This window comes from Brevundimonas sp. NPDC055812 (assembly GCF_053616535.1).
The window spans coordinates 238805-258002 of record NZ_JBSHDX010000001.1 but is presented as its reverse complement, the minus strand read 5'-3'; the positions used below and the strand labels follow the sequence as shown (position 1 = coordinate 258002).

The following is a 19198-nucleotide window of genomic DNA, read 5'->3' as shown; positions in this document are numbered from 1 at the left end:
TGCAACTAGGGCTTGGCCATTGTTACCGGCAGCGACAGCTCCACCGCCAGTCCGGGCCGGTTGTCGTCCAGCCGCAGTTCGCCGCCGTGCGCCCGCGCCACCGCCGCCACCATGGCCAGTCCCAGCCCCGCGCCCGAGGCATGGCCGGTCTCCCCCTGATCAAGGCGATAGAAGCGGCGCAGGATCTTCTCGCGTTCGGCTTCCGGCACGCCGGCCCCCTGATCGGCGACGCGGACGACCGCCCGGCCGCCTTCGCTGGACGTCGAGACCTCGATCCGCCCGCCGCCGTGGAAGACGCCGTTCTCGATCAGATTGGCCAGGGCCTGTTGGATAAGAGCAGGGTCGGCCTCGACCGTTCCTGTAGGGGCGAGGCCGACGGTCAGCCGCCCGCCCGCCTCTTCGACGAAGGGGCTGTAGATGTCGGCCACGGCGCCGGTCAGCGCCGCGAGATCCAAGCGTTCGGTCTTCAGGGCGGCGTCGCCGCTCTCGATCCGCGCCAGGGTCAGCAGGGCCTCGAACAGGGCGCTGACCTGGTCCGTCTCCTCCAGCGCGCGCTCGACTGCGGCCTCGCGCGCCTGGGCGTCGTCCAGATTGGCGGCCAGGTCTTCCAGCCGATTGCGGACCCGGTTCAGCGGCGCGCGTAGTTCGTGGGCCACGCCTTCGGACAGGGTCTTCAGCGTCGTCAACGCCGCCTCCTGCCGGTCCAGCATCCGGTTGAGGTTGGCCGACAGCTCGTTGAACTCGCGCCCCAGGCCGACGGCGGGCAGGCGGGCCGAATCCTGTCCGGCGATGATGCGTCCGACCGCCTGATTGACGTCCTCCAGCCGTCGCAGGAACAGCCGTCCTGCGAACCAGCCGCCGGCCAGGGCCAGCAGGATCAGGGCGATCCCGCTCATCAGGGCATAGCGGCGGATGCCGCCGCGCAGTTCGTCCAGGTGCTGGATATCGCGCCCGACCGCCAGCAGGCCGCCGTCGGAGGCCCGCGCGCTCAGCGCCAGCATGTTCGGCGTCTGGTCGGGCCAGCGGGCGGGGCGCGCCTTGTTGGGCAGGTTGCGGCGGAAGCCGGTCTCATTGACCGCCAGCCGCGTCAGACCATTGGAGAAGGTGCTGCCGTCCGGCGCCTCGACCAGCAGTAGATAGCGCCGGGCGTCGCGGTTGCGGGCCTCGGCGTTCAGCTCCTGCACCAGCTGGGCCGTGCCGTGCCGGTTGGCGTCGGCGCGCATGACGTCCATCTGGTGGTTCAGCCCGTCGCGGACCTCGGCCTCGGCGAAGCGCATCAGCCCATAGTCCACGCCCGCGATCATCACCGCCGCGCCCAGGCCGAACAGGGCCGAGAAGGCGGCGGCGTAGCGCAGGCTGGCCGTGGACCAGACGGAGGGGCGTTTCGGCTCAGTCCGGGGCCTTGAGGACATAGCCCACCCCCCGGATGGTGTGGATCAGCTCCTGATCGAAGCCGCGATCCACCTTGGCCCGCAGGCGGCTGATGTGGGCGTCGATCAGATTGGCGCGCGGGTCGAAGTGGAAGCCCCACAGGCTTTCCAGCAGCATGGTGCGCGTCACCGCATGACCGGCGTTGCGGGCCAGCCGCTCCAGCAGCTTGAACTCGTGCGGTGTCAGGTCCAGCGGCTTGCCCGCGCGGGTCGCCCGGTGCGCGGCCACGTCGACCTCCAGATCGGCCACCCGATGCCGCGTCGTCGCCTCGGCCAGCGGGGGGCGGCGCACCAGCGCCTGAAGACGCGCGCTCAGTTCGCTGAAGGCGAAGGGCTTGACCAGATAGTCGTCGGCGCCCGCGTTCAGCCCCGCCACCCGGTCGTCGACTGACCCCAGCGCCGTCAGCATCAGCACCGGCGTCTTCAGCCCGCCCGCGCGCATGGCCTGGACCGCTTCCAGACCGGGCAGGCCGGGCATCATGCGGTCGGCGACGATGGCGTCGTAGTCGCCCTCCATCGCCATGTGCAGACCGGCTTCGCCGTCGCCCGCCTCATCGACGGTATGCCCCTGCTGGCGCAGGCCTTCGGCCACGAAGGCGCGGGTTCGGGCATCATCGTCAATGACAAGCATTCGCATGAGCGCCCTTCTAAACCTCTGCGGCGAAACGACCAGACCGGCTTGGAATTAATCTCGCCGCAAGACAACGCGAAGGTTGCTCCGCTATAGGCCGGTTGTTGCGAATGATATGCAACAGCTTGAGTGCAGCAGGGATCAGCATGGAGTCGAGAGTAGCGGAATTCTGGGGCGCGCCCGATCTGTCGGTTCAGATCGGCGGCGGCGCATCCGAACGGCATGAGGCCGCCGCGCCGAAGGACGACATGGACTGGGCTTTTGGACTGACCACGCCCGAGCTGCGGCTCTTCACCACGGGTCTGAAGCAGCGCCTGACGCCGGGGCCGGCGGCGACGCTGGGCGCGCGCGTGCGCCGTTTCTTCGCTGACCTGCCGGTCGTCCCGGAAACCGATGAGCCGTCGCCGCGCCTGCTGGTCGGCGCCCTGCCGTTTGACCGCAGCGCCGACGACTGCCTGTTCCTGCCCGAGCGCGCCGCCAACCGCATCTGGGACATGACCTCAAGCGCGTCGCACCCCTCGATCCGCGCCCTCACGCCCGAGCCGTCGCGCGCGGCCTATGAGGCGGCGGTGATGCAGGCGCTTGAAGCCATGCGCGCCTCGCAGGGCGGCGCTGAGCCGGTCGACAAGGTGGTGCTGTCGCGCAGCCTGAAGGTTCAGGGCGACGGCGCGATCGACCCCTTCGCCCTGTGGCGCGACCTGAAGGCCGACCCGACCGCCGCGCGCTTCCTGACGCCGCTCGGTGAAGGGCAGGGCGGGGCCATGCGCCGTCTGGTCGGCGCCACGCCCGAACTGCTGGCGTCCAAGCGCGGCCCGGCCGTCTTCTCTCATCCTCTGGCCGGATCGGCCCGTCGCAGCACCGACGTGGTGCAGGACGAGGCGGCGGCGCAAGGCCTGCTGGCCTCGGACAAGGACCGCCGCGAGCACGCCCTGGTGGTCGAGGCCATCATGGACCTGCTGGCGCCTTACTGCAGCGACCTGCGCGCGCCGCCGGGCCCGGCGCTCGTCTCGACCCGGACCATGTGGCACCTGGGCACCCGCATCGAGGGACGGCTGCATCGCCCCGACGAAACCTCCGCCGCGGAACTGGCCGCCCTGCTGCATCCGACGCCCGCCGTCTGCGGCTCGCCGCGCGATCAGGCGGCCGAGATGATCCACGCGCTTGAAGGCTATGACCGGGGCTTCTATGCCGGGGCCGTGGGCTGGACCAACGCCTTTGGCGACGGCGCGTGGTACGTCTCGCTGCGCTGCGCCGAGACGTGCGGCGATCAGGCGCGTCTCTATGCCGGGGCGGGCATTGTCGAAGGCTCCGATCCCGCCGCCGAGGCGGACGAGACGTCGGGTAAGTTCCAGGCCGTTCTGCGCGCCCTGGGCGTGGATGAGGCGAGCGTATGATTCCCCTGCAACAGGTCTGGCCGGACGACATGGCGGCGCATTATCGGGCCAAGGGCTATTGGCGCGGCGAGACATTCTCCCAACTGCTGCGCAGCCGGGCGGAGGCGCAGCCTGACGCCGTCGCCGTGGTCGGCATGGACCAGCGCTGGACCTATGGCGAACTGCTGCAAAAGGCCGAGACCGCCGCCGCCGGTTTCCTGGCGCTGGGGCTGAAGCCCGGCGACCGGGTGGTGGTGCAACTGCCGAACCTGCCCGAGTTCCTCAGCGTGATCTTCGGCCTGTTCCGGGCGAAGCTGATCCCCGTCTATGCGCTGCCCGCGCACCGCTCGACCGAGATCGTTCACTTCCTGAAACGTTCGGAAGCCGCCGCCTATGTCGTGGCCGACCGGCATGAAGGCTTCGACTATCGCGCCCTGGCCCGCGCCGTTCAGGCCGAGGTTCCGGACCTGCGCCATGTGGTCGTGGTGGGCGAGGCCGAGGAGTTCGCATCCTTCGACGGCTTCCGCGCCGATCCGGCCGCCCTGCCGACGGACGACGCCGATCCGTCCGACGTGGCCTTCCTGCAGATTTCGGGCGGCTCGACCGGCCTGTCCAAGCTGATCCCGCGCACCCACGACGACTATCTCTACAGCGTGCGCGAAAGCGCCGACATCTCGGGGCTGGAGCCGGAGAGCGTCTACCTGACGGCCCTACCCGCCGCGCATAACTTCCCCATGAGCTCGCCGGGCTATCTGGGCGCCCTCTATGTCGGGGCGACCGTCGTGATGGCGCCGTCGCCGTCGCCGGACGTCTGCTTCCCCCTGATTGAGCGCGAGGGCGTGACGATCACCGGACTGGTGCCGCCTCTGGCCCTGCTGTGGATGCAGGCGGCGGCCCGGAAGGCGCACGACCTGTCCAGCCTTCAGGTGCTGCTGGTCGGCGGCGCAAAGTTCCTGCCCGAGGCGGCGCGTCGTGTGCGCGCTGAACTGGACTGCACCCTGCAACAGGTGTTCGGCATGGCCGAGGGGCTGGTCAACTACACCCGGCTGGACGACCCCGAGAGCCTGATCGTGGAGACGCAGGGGCGCCCCATCAGCCCCGACGACGAAATCCTGATCGTCGATGAGGCGGGCGCGCCCGTGGCCGAGGGCGAGCCGGGCAATCTGCTGACGCGCGGGCCCTATACGATCCGGGCCTATCACAACGAACCGGCGGCCAATGCGCGGTCCTTCACCGACGACGGCTTCTATCGCACCGGCGACGTGGTGCGCCGCACGCCCGAGGGCTACCTCGTGGTCATGGGCCGGGCCACCGACCACATCAACCGCGCGGGCGAGAAGATCTCGGCCGAGGAGGTCGAGGATCACCTGCTGGCCCACCCGGCCGTGTTCGACGCCGCCGTGGTGTCGGTGCCGGACGACTATCTGGGCGAGCGCATCTGCGCCTTCGTCATCCCCGACGGCGCCGCGCCGCGCGGCGTCGAGTTGAAGGCCTGGATGCGCAAGCGCGACATCGCCGACTTCAAGGTGCCGGACCAGATCGTCTTCGTCGACGACTTCGCCGTGACCGCCGTGGGCAAGGTCAGCCGCCGCGAACTGCGCGCGGCGCTTCGTCAGCGCATTCTGGAAGAAGAGGGCAAGGCGTGAGCGTCTCCAAAGGTCTGCCGACCGTCCCGGCCTACGCCCTGCCGACCGAGGCGGAGATCCCCGTCTCGCGCGCCCAGTGGACGTTGCAGCGCGATCGCGCCGCCCTGCTGGTCCACGACATGCAGCGCTATTTCATGCGTCCCTATGCGCCGGGCGCCGAGCCTCTGCCCGGCCTGATCGCCAACATCGCCCGCCTGATCGCGGCGGCGCGGGCGGCGGGCGTTCCCGTCTTCTACACCGCCCAGCATGGCGATCAGGATCGCCGCGACCGTGGCCTTCAGGCCGACCTGTGGGGGCCGGGGATGAGCCGTATGCCCGAGCATGAAGACATCCTGCCCGAACTGGCCCCGGCGGCTGGCGACTTTCCCCTTGTCAAGCACCGCTACAGCGCCTTCCAGCGCAGCAACCTGGAGACGCTGATGCGCGTGCGGGGGCGGGACCAGTTGATCGTCTGCGGCGTCTACGCCCACATCGGCTGTCAGCTGACGGCGGCCGAGGCGTTTCAGCGGGACATCGAACCCTTCTTCGTCGCCGATGCGCTTGGCGACTTCTCGCGCGACAAGCATATGGGCGCGGTGGCCTGGGCCGCCGACACCTGCGCCGTGGCCCTTTCGACGGCGCGCGTTCTGGAACGACTGACATGACCAAGCTGACCCCGCAGGACCTGTCGCTGGAGCGGATGCGCGCCGATGTCGCCGCCGTGCTGCATGAAACGCCGGACTCCATCCTGGACGACGACAATCTGATGGATCTGGGCGTCGACTCCTTACGCGCCCTCAACCTGTCGCTGGCGTGGAGCGAGGCCGTGCCGCTGGAGTTCAGCGAACTGGCCGAACACACCACGCTCGCGGGCTGGTGGAGCGTGGTTCAGGCGCGCCTGCGCGCCGCCGGTCACGACGCCTGACCTGACATCATGGACGACGGACGCATGGCGGCGGTGCTGGAACACCCGCTGACGGAAGCCCAATCCGGCCTGTGGTTCGCCCAGAGGCTGGACCCGGCCAATCCGATCTTCAACACGGCCCACTATCTCGACATCCGGGGCGATCTGGACGTCGAGGCCTTCCGCGCCGCTGTCGATCGGACCGCCGCCGAAGCCGAGGCCCTGTCGCTGCGTTTCGTCGAGCGAGGCGGCGAGGTGTTCCAGACCCTCGACCCGACCCATCGGCCGCTGTTGCAGATCGTCGACGTCTCCGCCGCCGCCGACCCGGTCGCCGAGGCCATGGCCGCCATGCGCCGCGATCACGAGACGCCGCTCGACCCGACGCGCGACCCGCTGGCCGCCAACATCCTGTTCCGCATGGGGCCGCAACGCTTCCTGTGGAGCCTGCGCGTTCACCATTTGGCCACCGACGGCTTCGGCATGGCCCTGCTGACCAACCGCACAGCCGAGCTCTACAACGCCGCGCGCGGCGGCCCGGCGCCGGGTCCGGCGTACAACCCCATCGCCAAGGTGTGGGAGGAAGACGCCGCCTATCGCGCCTCGGACAAGCGCACGGCCGACGCCGCTTACTGGCGCGAGGTCATGGGCGACGCGCCCGAGGTCGCCTCTCTGGCGCCCGGCAAGGCCACGACCGCCCACCGTTTCCACCGCATCGAGCGCGCCCTGCCGCCGCAGGTCACGGCCCGTCTGCGCGCCCGCGCCGATGCCGGGCGCCTGTCCTGGCCCGACGTGTTGACCGCCATCGGCGCCGCCTATGTCCGCCGCTTCTCGGGCGCGGAAGAGGCGGTGATCGGCGTGCCGTGGATGGGCCGCATGGGCAGCGCCTCGGCGCGCACGCCCGCCATGATCATGAACGTCCCGCCGCTGCGCCTGACGCTGGACGAGGACGCGCCGCTGGATGAGCAGTTGATCCTCGCCTCCAAGGCCCTGATCAAGACCCGCCGCCACGGCCGTTACCGCAGCGAGCAGCTGCGGCGCGACCTGGGCCTGATCGGCGGGGCGCGGCGCCTGTACGGGCCGCTGGTCAACGTCCTGCCGTTCGACCTGCCGCCGCGTTTTACGGGGCTGGACACGACGCTGAAGGTGCTGGGCACCGGCCCGGTGGACGACATCAGCTTCACCTTCCGCGGCGACGCCGCCCCAGCCCTGACGCTGGAGGTCGACGCCAACCCCGACCTCTATACGCTGGAGGAGGCCGCCGCCCACGCAGAGCGTCTGGCTGCCTTCCTGACGAACGCGCTGGACGCCGAGACGCTGGGCGAGGTTCCCATCGCCACGCCGGGCGAGGCCGCGCGCGAACTCGAAGCCTTCAACGCCACCGCCCACTCGGTCCCCGACACGACGCTGACCGCCCTGCTGGAGGCGGCGATGAAGGCGACGCCGGACGCCCCGGCCCTGACCTTCGGCGAGCAGACCCTGACCTACGCCGAGCTGGACCGCCGCACAGCGGTGTTGGCCTCGGCGCTGGCGGCGCGCGGCGTGGGGCGCGAGAGGCTCGTCGCCGTCGCCCTGCCGCGTTCGCTGGAGCTGGTCATCGCGCTGGTCGCGACCTTGCGCGCAGGCGGCGCCTATCTGCCGCTCGATCTGGAGCATCCGGCCGAGCGCATCGCCGCCATCGTCCGCGCCGCCGGGCCGAGCGTCGTCCTGGCCCATGAAGACATCGGCGGCGCCTTCGGCGAGGCCATGCTGACGCCCGCCGACTGGCCGCTGGACGGCGCGTCGCCGGTCGTCGATCAGGCGGGCGAGGACGCCGCCTATGTCATCTACACCTCGGGGTCGACCGGCGATCCCAAGGGGGTGCTGGTCGAGCATCGCGCCATCGTCAACCGCCTGCTGTGGATGCAGGCCGAATACGGCGTCGGCGCTCAGACCCGCATCCTGCAGAAGACGCCCGCCACCTTCGATGTCTCGGTGTGGGAGTTCTTCCTCGCCCTGATTTCTGGCGGCGAACTGGTCGTGGCGCCGCCCGGCGCGCACCGCGATCCGGCGGCCATCGCCGGGTTGATCCGCCGCCATGCGATCACCGACCTGCACTTCGTCCCTTCCATGCTGTCGGCCTTTCTGGCCGATCCGGCGGCCAAGGGCATCGCGATCGCCCACGTCTTTTGCAGCGGCGAGGAGCTGCCCGCCGAACTGCGCGACCGGTTCCACCAGACGGTGAGCGCCGAACTGCACAACCTCTACGGCCCGACCGAGGCGGCGGTGGACGTCAGCTATTGGGCCGCCGGGCCGGATGATACGTCTCGGCCCATGCCGATCGGCTGGCCGGTGTGGAACACGCGGCTGGTCATTCTGGACGAGCGACTGCGCCCCGTGGCGCCCGGCATGGGCGGTCATCTGCATCTGGGCGGGGTGCAACTGGCGCGCGGCTATCTGAACCGGCCCGACCTGACCGAGGACCGCTTCATCTCCGACCCGCACCATCCGGGCCAGTGCCTGTATCGCACCGGCGACGTGGCGCGCAGGCGGGCGGACGGAGCCGTCGTCTATCTGGGCCGCAGCGACCATCAGGTGAAGATCCGCGGCCTGCGCATCGAACTGGGCGAGATCGAAGCCGCCGTCATCGCCAGCGGTCTGGCGCGTGAGACGGTGGTGCTGGCGCGCGAAGACCGGCCGGGAGAGCGCCGTCTGGTCGCCTATCTGGTCCCGGCTGAGGGCTACAATCCCGCCGCCCTGAAGGCGAAGCTGGCCGCGCGCCTGCCTGATTACATGGTCCCCGCCGCCATCGTGGCGCTGGACGCCCTGCCGACGACCTCCAACGGCAAGCTGGACCGCAAGTCGCTGCCCGCCCCGGTGTTCGAGGCCGCAGCAGGCCGGGCGGCCGAGACGCCGACCGAGAAGGTCATCGCCGAACTGTTCGCCGAGACGCTGGGCCGGGCCGAACCTGCGGGCGCCGACGACGACTTCTTCACCCTGGGCGGCGACTCCCTTCTGGCCGTGCATCTGATGATGCTGATCCGCGAGCGGCTGGGGCGCGATCCGGGGCTTGGCGCCCTGTTCGACCGGCCGCGTGTGGCCGAACTGGCTGCCCTGATCGACGCGGAGGCGCTGGACTTCGACAACGGGCTGGGCGTGCTGATCCGTCTGGCCGAGGGCGATCCGGCCTTGCCGCCGTTGTTCCTGATCCACCCGGCGGGGGGGCTGTCGTGGGGCTATCGCACCCTGGCGCGCGCCCTATCGCCGCGCCGCACGGTGTGGGGCGTGCAGTCGCCCGCGCTGGACCCGGCTAACGCCCTGCCGGACGGAATCGACGCGCTGGCGTCAGCCTATGTCGATCACATTCTGGCCTTGGGCGCGCCCGGTCCGGTGCATATCGCGGGCTGGTCCGTCGGCGGCATCATCGCCCAGGCGGCGGCGGTCGAGCTGGAGCGGCGCGGGGTCAAGGTCGGGCTGATGGCCATGCTGGACTCCTATCCGGCCGAGTGCTGGCGCGCCGAGCCTGACCCGGATCCGGTCGACGCCATGCGCGCCCTTCTGGCCATCGCCGGATACGACCCGACCCAGTATCCCGAACTGCGCAGCCGCGCGGCCATTGTCGCCTTCCTGAAGGCGGGCGACAGCGCTCTGGGCGGCCTGCCCGAGGCGGCGCTGGACGGGGTGATCCGCGTGGTGCTCGACACCAACCGTCTGGTGCGTGAACACCATCACAAGCCCTTCGGCGGCCGCACCACCCACGTCCGCGCGGCGCTGGATCACAAGGATCGCGACCTGACGCCCGGCCTTTGGCGCGCTTACGCCGCCGAACTGGACGTGGTCGAGGTTCCCTTCCTGCACCCGCAACTGACCGGCCCGGCGGCGACGGCCCTGATCGCCCCGGCGCTGGACGCCCGCATGACCGCCGCAGAGGATATGACACGATGAGAGACAGCGGACTGTCCGGCCGTCTGGCCCTGGTCACGGGCGCGGGCGGCGGCATCGGCGCCGCCGTGGTGCGCCTTCTGGTCGAGGAGGGCGCGCGCGTGGTCGCGACCGACCTGCCGTCCACCGCCCTGTCGGGGCTGGCGTTCCTGAACGGCGTGCGCGTCGAGCCGCTGGACGTGTCCGACGGCGCGGCGGTCGAGGCCCTGTTCGCCCGCATCGAGGCCGAGGACGGCCCGATCGACTTGGTGGCCAGCGTGGCGGGCGTCCTGTCCAATGTGACGGTGGATCAGACGTCCGACGCCGAATGGCGCCGCGTCTTCGCCGTCAATACGGACGGGGTCTTCCATCTGGGCCGCGCGGCGTCGCGCCGGATGGGCGAAAGAGGCAAGGGCGCCTTCGTCACCGTCAGCTCCAACGCGGCGGGCGTGCCGCGCCATGCGATGGCGGCTTATGCCGCGTCCAAGGCGGCGGCGACCATGTTCACCCGCTGTCTGGGGCTGGAGCTTGGGCCGAAGGGCGTCCGCTGCAACATCGTCGCCCCCGGCTCGACCCTGACGCCGATGCAGACCGGAATGTGGGCCGACGAGGACGGCGCCGCCCGCGTGATCGCCGGCTCTCCCGAGACGTTCAAGGCGGGCATTCCGCTGCAGAAGCTGGCGACGCCGGAAGACATCGCCGAGGCGGTGGTCTTCCTGCTGTCCGACCGCGCCGCCCACATCACCATGACGGATCTCTACGTCGACGGCGGGGCCACGCTGCGCGCCTGATCCCGCCGTTCGCGCTTGCTTCGCCCGTCATCCTCGCCCTTGTGGCGAGGATCCAGACACGTTGCCGAAGCCTTTTAAGCGCTCCGCCTACTCAGCGCCGTCGAGGCTCTGGATCCTCGCCACAAGGGCGAGGATGACGCGTGTGAAAACTCAGCGTGATTTCAACCTTCAGGACAGCTTCGCTTCGACGATCCGGGCGAAGACCGAGGCCACGTTGGGCAGCAGGTCGTCGTTGAAGTCATAGGCGGTCTGGTGGACCATCGTCCCGCCCTGTCCGACGAAGAAATAGGCCCCCGGCGCGATCTGCAACATATAGGCGAAGTCGTCGGTGAACGGGTACGGCTTCAGGTCGCGATGCACCTTGTCCGCGCCGAACACGCCGCCTGCCGCCGCAGCCGCCACATCGGCCTGAGCGGCGGCGTTGAAGACGGGCGGCACGCCCGCCGTCTCGCGCACCGTGACCGTGCAGCCGGTCATGACGCCGACGCCCGCGCAGATGTCCTGAAGCTTCTGCCACATCGTCTCGATCACGTCGGATGAGGTGGCGCGCAGGGTGCCCGCCAGACTGGCTTCGTGCGGCACGACGTTGTGCGACGATCCGGCCTGAAGCTTGGTCACGGTGATCAGGGCGGGCTCCATCGGATCGACATGACGGCCGACGATGGACGAGATTTCCGAGGCCACGCGCACGGCGGCCTGAACGGGGTCTTTGGTCTTGTGCGGGGCGGCGCCGTGGCCGCCGACGCCCTGAATGTCGATCTCCCACACCTTATAGCCGTTCATGGTCGGGCCGGTGTGGACCGCCGCCTCGCCCAGCGGCAGCAGCGGCATGTTGTGGTAGCCGTAGACCTCGTCGCACGGATAGCGGTCGAACAGGCCGTCTTCGATCATGGCGACGGCGCCCAGGCCCGTCTCTTCCGCCGGTTGGAAGATCAGCACCACGCGCCCGCGCGCAGGCGGGTTGGCGGCCAGATGGCGCGCCACGCCCAGCAGGGTCGCCGTATGGCCGTCGTGGCCGCAGGCGTGCGAGACGCCGGGCTTTGTCGAGGCGTGGGGGACGTTGCTGTCGTCGTTCATGGGCAGGGCGTCCATGTCGGCGCGCAGGCCGATCGACGGGCCGGGCTCGCGCCCTTCAACGACGGCGACCACGCCTTCGCCGCCGACGCCGCCCTCGGGCTTCAGGCCAAGCCCTTCCAGCACGTCGAACACCAGTTTCGCGGTGCGAGATTCCTGACCGGACAGTTCCGGGTGGGCGTGGATGTCCCGGCGCCAGGCGGTCATTTCGGGGGCCAGGGCGGCGAGGGCGGGCAGGGGCGTCATAAGGGGCTCACGCATCCGTCGGAAAAGGGGAGGGCGGCAAGCTATCACCACCCCTCTTCAAACGACATAGCCGCATCCGGGCGCGAGAGCGCGGGCGTCCGACAACCGTCAACGGCGGGCGCTTGACCTTCCCTTGATGGGAAGGTTTAGAGGTGTCGTCGTCAAGGATTTGCGAGGACGACGCCATGGCCGCCGAAGGCTTGAAAACACTGGATCTGCCCGTGCTGGGCATGACCTGCGCCAGCTGCGTGGGGCGGGTTGAAAAGGCTATCCGCGCCGTACCGGGCGTGACGCAGGCGCAGGTCAATCTGGCCGCCGAACGGGCGCAGGTGTCGCTGTCGTCGGAGGGTTCCGCCGCCGCCGTCGCCGCCGCCATCAAGAGCGCGGGCTATGAGCCGATGGAGGAGGAGGTCGTCTATCCCGTGCGGGAGATGACCTGCGCCTCCTGTGTCGGCCGCGTCGAAAATGCCCTGTCCGCCGTGCCGGGCGTGCTGTCGGCCAGCGTCAATCTGGCGACCGAGCGGGCGACGGTGCGCTTCCTGTCGGGAGCAACGACCTTCCAGGATCTGGCCGCCGCCGTCGAACAGGCCGGTTATGTTCTGGAGGCGCCCGAGGACGCCGGGCCGGACGCCAGCGACCGCGAACAGGCCGCCCGCGACGCCGAGATCAGGAAGCTGGCCCGCGCGGTGCTGATCGCGGGCGCGGCGACCCTGCCGCTGTTCGTGCTGGAGATGGGCTCGCACTTCGTGCCGGGGATGCACCACTGGATCGGCGAGACCATCGGCGCCTTCAACTGGAAAGTCATCAGCTTCGTGCTGGCGACCTTCGTGCTGTTCGTGCCGGGGATCATCTTCTACCGCAAGGGCGTGCCCGCCCTGCTGCGCTGGGCGCCGGATATGAACTCCCTCGTCGTGCTGGGCGCGACGGCGGCCTGGGCCTTCTCGACGGTGGCGACCTTCGCGCCGCAGTGGCTGCCTGAAGGCACGGCCAACATCTATTTCGAAGCGGCGGCGGTGATCGTCACCCTGATCCTGGTCGGGCGCTGGATCGAGGCGCGGGCCAAGGGCCGAACGGGTCAGGCGATCCGTCGCCTGATGTCGCTGCAGGCCAAGACCGCCCGCGTGGTGCGCGACGGCGTCGAGCAGGACGTGGCCGTCGATGCGGTCAAGGTCGGCGACGTGGTCGTGGTGCGCCCCGGCGAGCGGGTTCCGGTCGATGGCGTGGTTACGGACGGCGCCTCTTTCGTCGACGAATCCATGCTGACGGGCGAGCCGATCCCGGTCGAGAAGACGGCCGGGGCCGATGTCACGGGCGGCACGCTGAACACCACGGGCGCCTTCCGCTTCGAGGCGCGTCAGGTCGGCGCTCAGACCGTGCTGGCCCAGATCGTCAAGATGGTCGAGGCCGCGCAAGGGGCCAAGCTGCCGATCCAGGCGCTGGTGGACAAGGTGACCGGCTGGTTCGTGCCCGCCGTCATGGCCATCGCCGCCCTGACCTTCGTGGTGTGGTTCCTGTTCGGGCCCGATCCGGCGATGGGGATGGCGCTGGTCGCGACCGTGGCCGTGCTGATCATCGCCTGTCCGTGCGCCATGGGTCTGGCGACGCCGACCTCCATCATGGTGGGCGTGGGGCGTGCGGCCGAGCTGGGCGTGCTGTTCCGCAAGGGCGAGGCGCTTCAGGCCCTGCAGGGCGTGGACGTCGTCGCCTTCGACAAGACCGGCACCCTGACCGAGGGCAGGCCGACGCTGACCGATCTGGTCACGGCCGAGGGCTTTGACGAGGCGACGGTGCTGGCTCAGGTCGCGGCGCTGGAGATCCGCTCCGAGCATCCGGTGGCCCGCGCCCTGGTCGCGGCGGCCGAGGCGCGCGGCGTGACGGTGGCCCGGCCGCTGGACTTCGCCTCCATCCCCGGCAAGGGGGTGACGGGTCTGGTCGACGGGGCGCGCGTCGCCGTCGGCGCCGACCGCTACATGGCCGAGCTGGGCTGCGACGTGGCCGTGTTCGCCGAGGCGGCGGCCCGTCTGGGCGACGAGGGCAAGACGCCGCTCTACGCCGCTGTGGACGGGCGACTGGCCGCCATCATCGCCGTGGCCGACCCGGTCAAGCCGACGACGGCTGAGGCCATCCGCGCCCTGCACGACCTCGGGCTGAAGGTCGCGGTCATCAGCGGCGACAATCGCCGCACCGCCGCCGCCGTGGCGCGTCGTCTGGGCATTGATGAAGTCCATGCCGAGGTCATGCCGGACGGCAAGGTGGCCGTGATCGAAGAGCTGAAGAAGGGCGGGCGCAGGGTCGCCTTCGTCGGCGACGGCGTGAACGACGCCCCGGCTCTGGCGGCGGCGGACGTGGGCCTGGCGGTCGGCGGCGGCTCGGACGTGGCGATCGAGAGCGCGGACGTGGTCCTGACCGGCGGCGATCTGCGCGGCGCGGTCAGCGCCATCGGCCTGTCGCGGGCGACCATGGGCAACATCCGTCAGAACCTGGCCTGGGCCTTCGGCTATAACGTCCTGCTGATCCCGGTGGCGGCGGGGGTGCTGTATCCGGTTTTCGGCCTGATGCTGTCGCCCATGCTGGCGGCGGGGGCGATGGCGCTGTCCAGCGTCAGCGTGGTGCTGAACGCCCTGCGCCTGAAGACCTTCAAACCCCACATCAACACCGGCAGCATGAAGGGAGCCGCGTGATGAACATCGGCAAGGCGGCCCAGGCGACCGGCGTCTCGGCCAAGATGATCCGCTATTATGAGGCGCAGGGCCTGATCCGCCCGGCGGACCGCACCGAGGGCAATTATCGCGATTTCAGCGACCGCGACGTGAACGACCTGCGCTTCATCCGTCGGGCGCGCGGGCTGGGTTTTTCGATCGAGGAGATCAGCCGCCTTCTGTCCCTGTGGCGCGACGACGCCCGCCCCAGCCGCGAGGTCAAGGCGATGGCCGAAAAGCACCTGGCCGACCTGGACGCCCGCATCCGTGAAATGCGCGAGATGGCCGACACCCTGCGCCATCTGGCCCATTGCTGCGCAGGCGACGAGCGGCCCGACTGCCCCATTCTGTCCGATCTGGCGGGCGATCGGCCGCAGGGCGTTCACGCCGGAAACGCTTGACCCTGCCACGGCGGCAAGGGGTCGGATGAACTGTCGCGTATCAAGAAAGGGAGCATCATCATGATCTCGCTGAACATTCCGAAAATCCGCTGCGGCGGCTGCGTCGCCTCCGTGGAAAAGGCCGTCCTGTCCGTCGATCCGGCGGCCGCGCTTACAGCCGACGTCCCGGCGCGCCGGGTCGAGGTCGAGACGACGGCGCCCCGGCAAGCCCTCGCCGACGCCCTGGCGGCGGCCGGCTATCCCGTGCAGGAGCACTGAAGATGAAGATGTCTGTAAAGCTGGCGGCGATAGCCCTCGGAGCCGCGGTCGTCGGCGGCGGCTTTGTCCTGGCCGAGGGGGCGGTCAGGCCCGCCGAGGCGGCCGAGATGACCGTCTACAAGAGCGACGCCTGCGGCTGCTGCGGCGGCTGGGTCGAGCATATGCGGCGCTCGGGCTACCGGGTGCGCGTGGTCCCCACGGATGACCTCGCCCCCATCAAGCAGCAGTTGAACGTGCCGCAGTCGCTGTGGAGCTGTCATACGGCCGTGATCGACGGCAAGATCGTCGAGGGCCACGTCCCGGCGACGGCCGTGAGGGCCTTCCTGAAGACCCCCGGCGAGGCGCGCGGCGTCGGCGTGGGCGGCATGCCCACCGGCTCGCCGGGCATGGAGGCGCCCGGTCATGCGCCCGAACCTTATGACGTCATGAGCTTCGGCGCGGGCGCGCCGACGCGCTTCATGACCTTCGTGGGGGCTGATCCGGCCTGATGCCGATCTCGAGATGAAAAACGATGACGGCGGCGCCCCTTGCGGGACGCCGCCGTTTCTCGTTCCGGCCGGGGCAGGAGGCCGGAACGAAAGCCGTCAGCCGTTAGGCCAGAACCATGATGGCGACGCGGCGGTTTTGCGCGCGGCCTTCACGGGTGTTGTTCGGCGCCACCGGCTTGGTGGAGCCGTAGGAAATGGTCGCCATGCGGTTCAGGGCGATGCCCTGGTCGCTCAGGAAGCGACGAACGGCCTCGGCGCGTTCCTGGCCCAGACGCTCGTTGATCTGGTCGTTGCCCGTCGAGTCGGTGTGACCCTGGATCTCCAGATAGACGTTGGCGTTTTCGGCGCGCAGGCGCTGGACCAGTTCGGCCAGGCGCTGCTCGGCTTCGGGGGACAGCTCGGTGTGGTTGACCGGGAACTTCACGGAATCGTCCGACAGAACGACTTCGTACAAGAACTTGCCTTGGGCCAGTTTATGCGCGGCGTTGGCGCGGGCCAGGGCTTCGCCCGCCGTGCCTTCGACCTGGGTCAGGTGGGCGTCGACGCCGTCGACACGTTCGTTCACGACTTGGACGTTGTCGCGGACGAACCGGTGGCTGGCGCAGCCGCTGACGGCGATGCCGAGAACGGCGACAGCGCCGACGAGAGCGGTCCTAGATGCCAATTTGATCAAATCAAGTCTCCTTCGTGCCCGGCCCAACTCCGGGGGATGTTACGCGCCGCACCGGTGTCGGTTGCAAAACGGCGGAGCAAAGACGCGCGAAGAAGTGAAAAGGTTCAGCTTGACTGTAAAAAAATTTCAATAATCGGCGTTCTTGCTGTTCTGGGGAATACAGCTCTGGCTTGAAGGCGCCATCTTCCTGACGCTCTCTGGTGGTGGACTCTGACTGTAAAAGGGCGAGGAGCGTCTATTGAAAGCCTGGGTGTTTCCGTCTCCCCGTAACTGCAAGGCCAGGAGGGCCTGGGGGTGAAGACCGGGCTTCGCCGTAATCGAAACAAGGCCGGACGAAACAAGGCCGGGCCGGTCCTCGCCAGTCTGGTCGCGCATGGCCTGGTGCTGGCGATCATCTGGGCCGCGCCGGTCGAACGTCCGCCGCAAGCGCCTGTTCCGCCTGTGGTGGAGGTGATGCTGGTCGACCCTCCGCCGCCTCCGCCGCCTTCAGAGCCCGCGCCGGGGGACGCGCCGGCGGGCGGCTCCGAGCCTGCGCCCGCGCCGAAGCCGGAACCCGCTCCCGCGCCTCCGGCTCCGGTCCCTCCCGCCGTTCCCGCCAAGACGCCCGAGAAGGCCCGCGCGGCTCCGACGGCGCCGACCCCCCGGCCCAGTCGCCCGACGCCGCCTCAGACGCAGGTGGAGCCTTTGCCGATCTCGGCGCCCGAGCCGAGCGTCTCCTTCGTCCTGCTGGGCGACGGCGCCCTGAGCGGCGCTCTGACCGCCGGCCAGGGCGCGGGCGGCGGCGGAGGGGCGGGAGCCGGCGTGGGCGGCGGCAGCGGCGGCGGCTCGGGCTCGGGAATAGGCGGCGGTTCGGGCCAGGGCTGCGACATGGTCAAGCGCATCCAGGACGCCCTGCGCAACGACGCCCGCATCAACGCCGCCATCGGTCAGGCTTATCGCACCTCCGGCGCCTCGGGCCGCGCCATCCTGATGTGGAACGGCGACTGGCTGCAAAGCCCCGGCGAGGAGGGCAAGGGTCTGGCCGGCGTGCGTCAGGCTATCGCCGTGACGGTCGGCTTCTCGTCCCGCGCCTGCAAGGCCGAGACGGTCAACGGCTATGTGTTGCTGACGCTCAGCGACCAGCCGGGCGCGCCGCGCGTGGCTCTGGGCGGCGGTCGCTGGCGCTGGTCCGACCTGCTGTCGCTCTAGCCGAGAGCGCCCAGGCCCAGCGGGCCGTAGAGCCAGGTCATCCACGCCCCGACGGCCAGGAAGATGCCGAACGGCAGGCGATCGGCGGACGTCACGGGACGGCGCAGCACAAGCTTGGCCGCCACGACGGCGAAGCCGGCCGCCGAGGCCCACAGCAGCACGCTGGGCAGGCCCGCCCAACCGACCCAGGCGCCGATGGCGCCCAGCAGGAACGGATCTCCGCCGCCCAGGCCGTCCCGACCGCGCACGCGTCTGTAAAGGAAGGCCAGAAGCCACAGGCCGCCGAAGCCGACGGCCGCACCGATCAAGGGCGCCGTCAGCGGCCCGACCAGCGACCATTGCAGCCCGCTCTGGACGTTCGCCGGGTCCAGCGCTACGGCGGCGAACAGGCCGCTGAGAAACAGCGGCAGCGTCAGGGCGTCGGGCAGCCAGAAGTGCTCGGCGTCGATCACGGCGATCAACAGAAGCTGCCAGCCCAGGACCGCCGTCGCCAGGGCGTGCGCCGGGTCCGGAAAGCACAGGGCGGCCCATGCGCCCACTGCGCCGGCCGCCAGTTCGATCAAGGGATAGCGCACAGGGATGACGGCGCCGCAGTCGCTGCATTTGCCGCGTGACAGCGCCCAGCTGACGACGGGAACCATCCGCCAGGGCTTCAGCGGGCGACCGCATCCCCCGCACCGCGACCGCCCGAGCATGACGCCTTCGCCGCGCGGCAGGCGCAGGCTGACAAGACCCAGAAAACTGCCCACGATCAGGCCCAGACCGCCCATCAGAAGCGCCAGCATCATGCGTTCGACATCCCCCGCCTTGAATGAACGTCCTATTGCGCCGCCGGGGCGAGGCGGCGCAATCAAAATGCCTGAGTTCACGTCGAGTGTCGGCCCCGCTACGGTTGTGTCGCGCGGCGGCGACACTCCCTTCGGAACGACGACCCAGGCAAACGAGGGCTGGACGCTAGGCCCGTCACATGGATAGTCACATCCCTGTGAAAAGTCCTGCGCTCATCGACAGCCTGACCCCGCGCGAACGTGAGATTCTGCGCCTGGCCGCCCTGCGCCTGGGCGACAAGGAGATCGCGCAGCAATTGAGCCTCTCGCCCCGAACGGTCCAGAACCACCTGCATCGGGCCTATGAAAAGCTGGGCGTTTCCAATCGTATACAAGCGTCTCGGCTGCTGAGTGATCATTACTCAGGGGAATCAATCACAATGTCGCCGCCTGCGCCGATCACGGCAGATAGGGGCGTCACCGAGGCGGCGATCAAGCCTCTTGAGGATGGGAAGGCGCCGGGGGGCGTGCTCTATCGGCGCTATGCCGCGCTGAACGAGTGGCGTCGCCCCCGCAAGCTGGGCGGCTCCGTACTGTGGTTGATCCTGCTCTGGGCGCTGGCCTGGATCGTGATCGCCCTCGTCGGCGCCGGCCTGATCAATCCCGTCCTGGAGTCGATCGACCGTCTGCGATGACGTCTTTGACGGCGGAGCGACGCATGATTCATCAAGGTTAGAACTGATCGTATGCGCA

17 protein-coding genes are annotated in these 19198 nt (G+C 69.8%); 12 read left to right on the top strand and 5 right to left on the bottom strand.

Features of this window, described 5'->3' with window-relative positions; translation table 11 throughout:
• Window positions 1-5 precede the first annotated feature (5 nt).
• Together ACWGL1_RS01295 and ACWGL1_RS01290 are read right to left on the bottom strand one after the other, a co-directional pair.
• Entirely contained in the window at window positions 6-1412 is a 1407-nt protein-coding gene (locus ACWGL1_RS01295; RefSeq protein WP_452110956.1) for a sensor histidine kinase, read from the bottom strand.
• Window positions 1390-2067, bottom strand: coding sequence for a response regulator (locus tag ACWGL1_RS01290; protein ID WP_452110955.1), 678 nt, complete (start codon window positions 2065-2067; stop codon window positions 1390-1392). Before ACWGL1_RS01290 ends, ACWGL1_RS01295 begins: the two co-directional genes overlap by 23 nt.
• A 140-nt stretch (window positions 2068-2207) precedes the next feature.
• On the opposite strand from ACWGL1_RS01290, the gene ACWGL1_RS01285 reads away from it, so the two are divergent.
• The 6 genes from ACWGL1_RS01285 to ACWGL1_RS01260 are packed head-to-tail and all read left to right on the top strand — an operon-like array spanning window position 2208 to window position 10651.
• Entirely contained in the window at window positions 2208-3455 is a 1248-nt protein-coding gene (locus ACWGL1_RS01285) for an isochorismate synthase (RefSeq protein WP_452110954.1), read from the top strand.
• Entirely contained in the window at window positions 3452-5080 is a 1629-nt protein-coding gene (locus ACWGL1_RS01280) for a (2,3-dihydroxybenzoyl)adenylate synthase (protein WP_452110953.1), read from the top strand. The genes ACWGL1_RS01285 and ACWGL1_RS01280 overlap by 4 nt, the downstream gene beginning before the upstream one ends.
• Window positions 5077-5724, top strand: a complete 648-nt coding sequence (locus tag ACWGL1_RS01275) for an isochorismatase family protein (RefSeq protein WP_452110952.1) — start codon at window positions 5077-5079, stop codon at window positions 5722-5724. The genes ACWGL1_RS01280 and ACWGL1_RS01275 overlap by 4 nt, the downstream gene beginning before the upstream one ends.
• Window positions 5721-5984 (top strand): phosphopantetheine-binding protein, encoded by a 264-nt coding sequence (locus ACWGL1_RS01270; RefSeq protein WP_452110951.1) that lies wholly within the window; start codon window positions 5721-5723, stop codon window positions 5982-5984. The genes ACWGL1_RS01275 and ACWGL1_RS01270 overlap by 4 nt, the downstream gene beginning before the upstream one ends.
• 9 nt (window positions 5985-5993) lie before the next feature.
• Entirely contained in the window at window positions 5994-9884 is a 3891-nt protein-coding gene (locus ACWGL1_RS01265) for an amino acid adenylation domain-containing protein (protein WP_452110950.1), read from the top strand.
• Window positions 9881-10651, top strand: coding sequence for a 2,3-dihydro-2,3-dihydroxybenzoate dehydrogenase (locus ACWGL1_RS01260; RefSeq protein ID WP_452110949.1), 771 nt, complete (start codon window positions 9881-9883; stop codon window positions 10649-10651). Before ACWGL1_RS01265 ends, ACWGL1_RS01260 begins: the two co-directional genes overlap by 4 nt.
• Before the next feature lie 168 nt (window positions 10652-10819).
• Here ACWGL1_RS01260 and ACWGL1_RS01255 read toward each other — a convergent pair whose 3' ends face one another.
• The gene (locus ACWGL1_RS01255; protein ID WP_452110948.1) at window positions 10820-11971 is read right to left on the bottom strand and encodes an amidohydrolase; all 1152 of its coding nucleotides are present in this window, start codon (window positions 11969-11971) and stop codon (window positions 10820-10822) included.
• A gap of 185 nt (window positions 11972-12156) precedes the next feature.
• On the opposite strand from ACWGL1_RS01255, the gene ACWGL1_RS01250 reads away from it, so the two are divergent.
• From ACWGL1_RS01250 to ACWGL1_RS01235, 4 genes are read left to right on the top strand one after another with little or no spacing between them, the layout of a single operon-like run.
• Window positions 12157-14652, top strand: a complete 2496-nt coding sequence (locus ACWGL1_RS01250; protein WP_452110947.1) for a heavy metal translocating P-type ATPase — start codon at window positions 12157-12159, stop codon at window positions 14650-14652.
• Window positions 14652-15071 carry a Cu(I)-responsive transcriptional regulator gene (cueR, locus tag ACWGL1_RS01245; RefSeq protein ID WP_338576601.1) on the top strand — a complete coding sequence of 140 codons (420 nt, stop codon included), beginning with the start codon at window positions 14652-14654 and terminating at the stop codon, window positions 15069-15071. Before ACWGL1_RS01250 ends, cueR begins: the two co-directional genes overlap by 1 nt.
• Window positions 15072-15131: 60 nt before the next feature.
• Window positions 15132-15329 carry a heavy-metal-associated domain-containing protein gene (locus tag ACWGL1_RS01240; protein ID WP_338576599.1) on the top strand — a complete coding sequence of 66 codons (198 nt, stop codon included), beginning with the start codon at window positions 15132-15134 and terminating at the stop codon, window positions 15327-15329.
• A gap of 2 nt (window positions 15330-15331) precedes the next feature.
• A complete protein-coding gene (locus ACWGL1_RS01235) occupies window positions 15332-15817 on the top strand; it encodes a DUF411 domain-containing protein (RefSeq protein ID WP_338576597.1) in 486 nt (161 codons plus the stop codon).
• A 103-nt stretch (window positions 15818-15920) separates the two neighbouring features.
• Here ACWGL1_RS01235 and ACWGL1_RS01230 read toward each other — a convergent pair whose 3' ends face one another.
• Complete coding sequence (locus ACWGL1_RS01230) at window positions 15921-16481, bottom strand: OmpA family protein (RefSeq protein ID WP_291778398.1); 561 nt, start codon at window positions 16479-16481, stop codon at window positions 15921-15923.
• A 303-nt stretch (window positions 16482-16784) separates the two neighbouring features.
• On the opposite strand from ACWGL1_RS01230, the gene ACWGL1_RS01225 reads away from it, so the two are divergent.
• A complete protein-coding gene (locus ACWGL1_RS01225; RefSeq protein WP_338576594.1) occupies window positions 16785-17678 on the top strand; it encodes a hypothetical protein in 894 nt (297 codons plus the stop codon).
• On the opposite strand, the gene ACWGL1_RS01220 is transcribed toward ACWGL1_RS01225, so the two are convergent.
• A complete protein-coding gene (locus ACWGL1_RS01220; protein ID WP_452110946.1) occupies window positions 17675-18466 on the bottom strand; it encodes a prepilin peptidase in 792 nt (263 codons plus the stop codon). The two genes, ACWGL1_RS01225 and ACWGL1_RS01220, sit on opposite strands and share 4 nt — an antisense overlap.
• Before the next feature lie 179 nt (window positions 18467-18645).
• Here ACWGL1_RS01220 and ACWGL1_RS01215 point away from each other — a divergent pair, with 179 nt between their 5' ends.
• The gene (locus ACWGL1_RS01215) at window positions 18646-19140 is read left to right on the top strand and encodes a helix-turn-helix domain-containing protein (protein WP_312220047.1); all 495 of its coding nucleotides are present in this window, start codon (window positions 18646-18648) and stop codon (window positions 19138-19140) included.
• Window positions 19141-19198: the final 58 nt, after the last annotated feature.

Coding starts and splice junctions, on each gene's coding strand:
- ACWGL1_RS01295 (WP_452110956.1), bottom strand. CDS start 1,412: ATGTCCTCAAGGCCCCGGACTGAGCCGAAACGCCCCTCCGTCTGGTCC.
- ACWGL1_RS01290 (WP_452110955.1), bottom strand. CDS start 2,067: ATGCGAATGCTTGTCATTGACGATGATGCCCGAACCCGCGCCTTCGTG.
- ACWGL1_RS01285 (WP_452110954.1), top strand. CDS start 2,208: ATGGAGTCGAGAGTAGCGGAATTCTGGGGCGCGCCCGATCTGTCGGTT.
- ACWGL1_RS01280 (WP_452110953.1), top strand. CDS start 3,452: ATGATTCCCCTGCAACAGGTCTGGCCGGACGACATGGCGGCGCATTAT.
- ACWGL1_RS01270 (WP_452110951.1), top strand. CDS start 5,721: ATGACCAAGCTGACCCCGCAGGACCTGTCGCTGGAGCGGATGCGCGCC.
- ACWGL1_RS01265 (WP_452110950.1), top strand. CDS start 5,994: ATGGACGACGGACGCATGGCGGCGGTGCTGGAACACCCGCTGACGGAA.
- ACWGL1_RS01260 (WP_452110949.1), top strand. CDS start 9,881: ATGAGAGACAGCGGACTGTCCGGCCGTCTGGCCCTGGTCACGGGCGCG.
- ACWGL1_RS01255 (WP_452110948.1), bottom strand. CDS start 11,971: ATGACGCCCCTGCCCGCCCTCGCCGCCCTGGCCCCCGAAATGACCGCC.
- ACWGL1_RS01250 (WP_452110947.1), top strand. CDS start 12,157: ATGGCCGCCGAAGGCTTGAAAACACTGGATCTGCCCGTGCTGGGCATG.
- cueR (WP_338576601.1), top strand. CDS start 14,652: ATGAACATCGGCAAGGCGGCCCAGGCGACCGGCGTCTCGGCCAAGATG.
- ACWGL1_RS01240 (WP_338576599.1), top strand. CDS start 15,132: ATGATCTCGCTGAACATTCCGAAAATCCGCTGCGGCGGCTGCGTCGCC.
- ACWGL1_RS01235 (WP_338576597.1), top strand. CDS start 15,332: ATGAAGATGTCTGTAAAGCTGGCGGCGATAGCCCTCGGAGCCGCGGTC.
- ACWGL1_RS01220 (WP_452110946.1), bottom strand. CDS start 18,466: ATGATGCTGGCGCTTCTGATGGGCGGTCTGGGCCTGATCGTGGGCAGT.
- ACWGL1_RS01215 (WP_312220047.1), top strand. CDS start 18,646: ATGGATAGTCACATCCCTGTGAAAAGTCCTGCGCTCATCGACAGCCTG.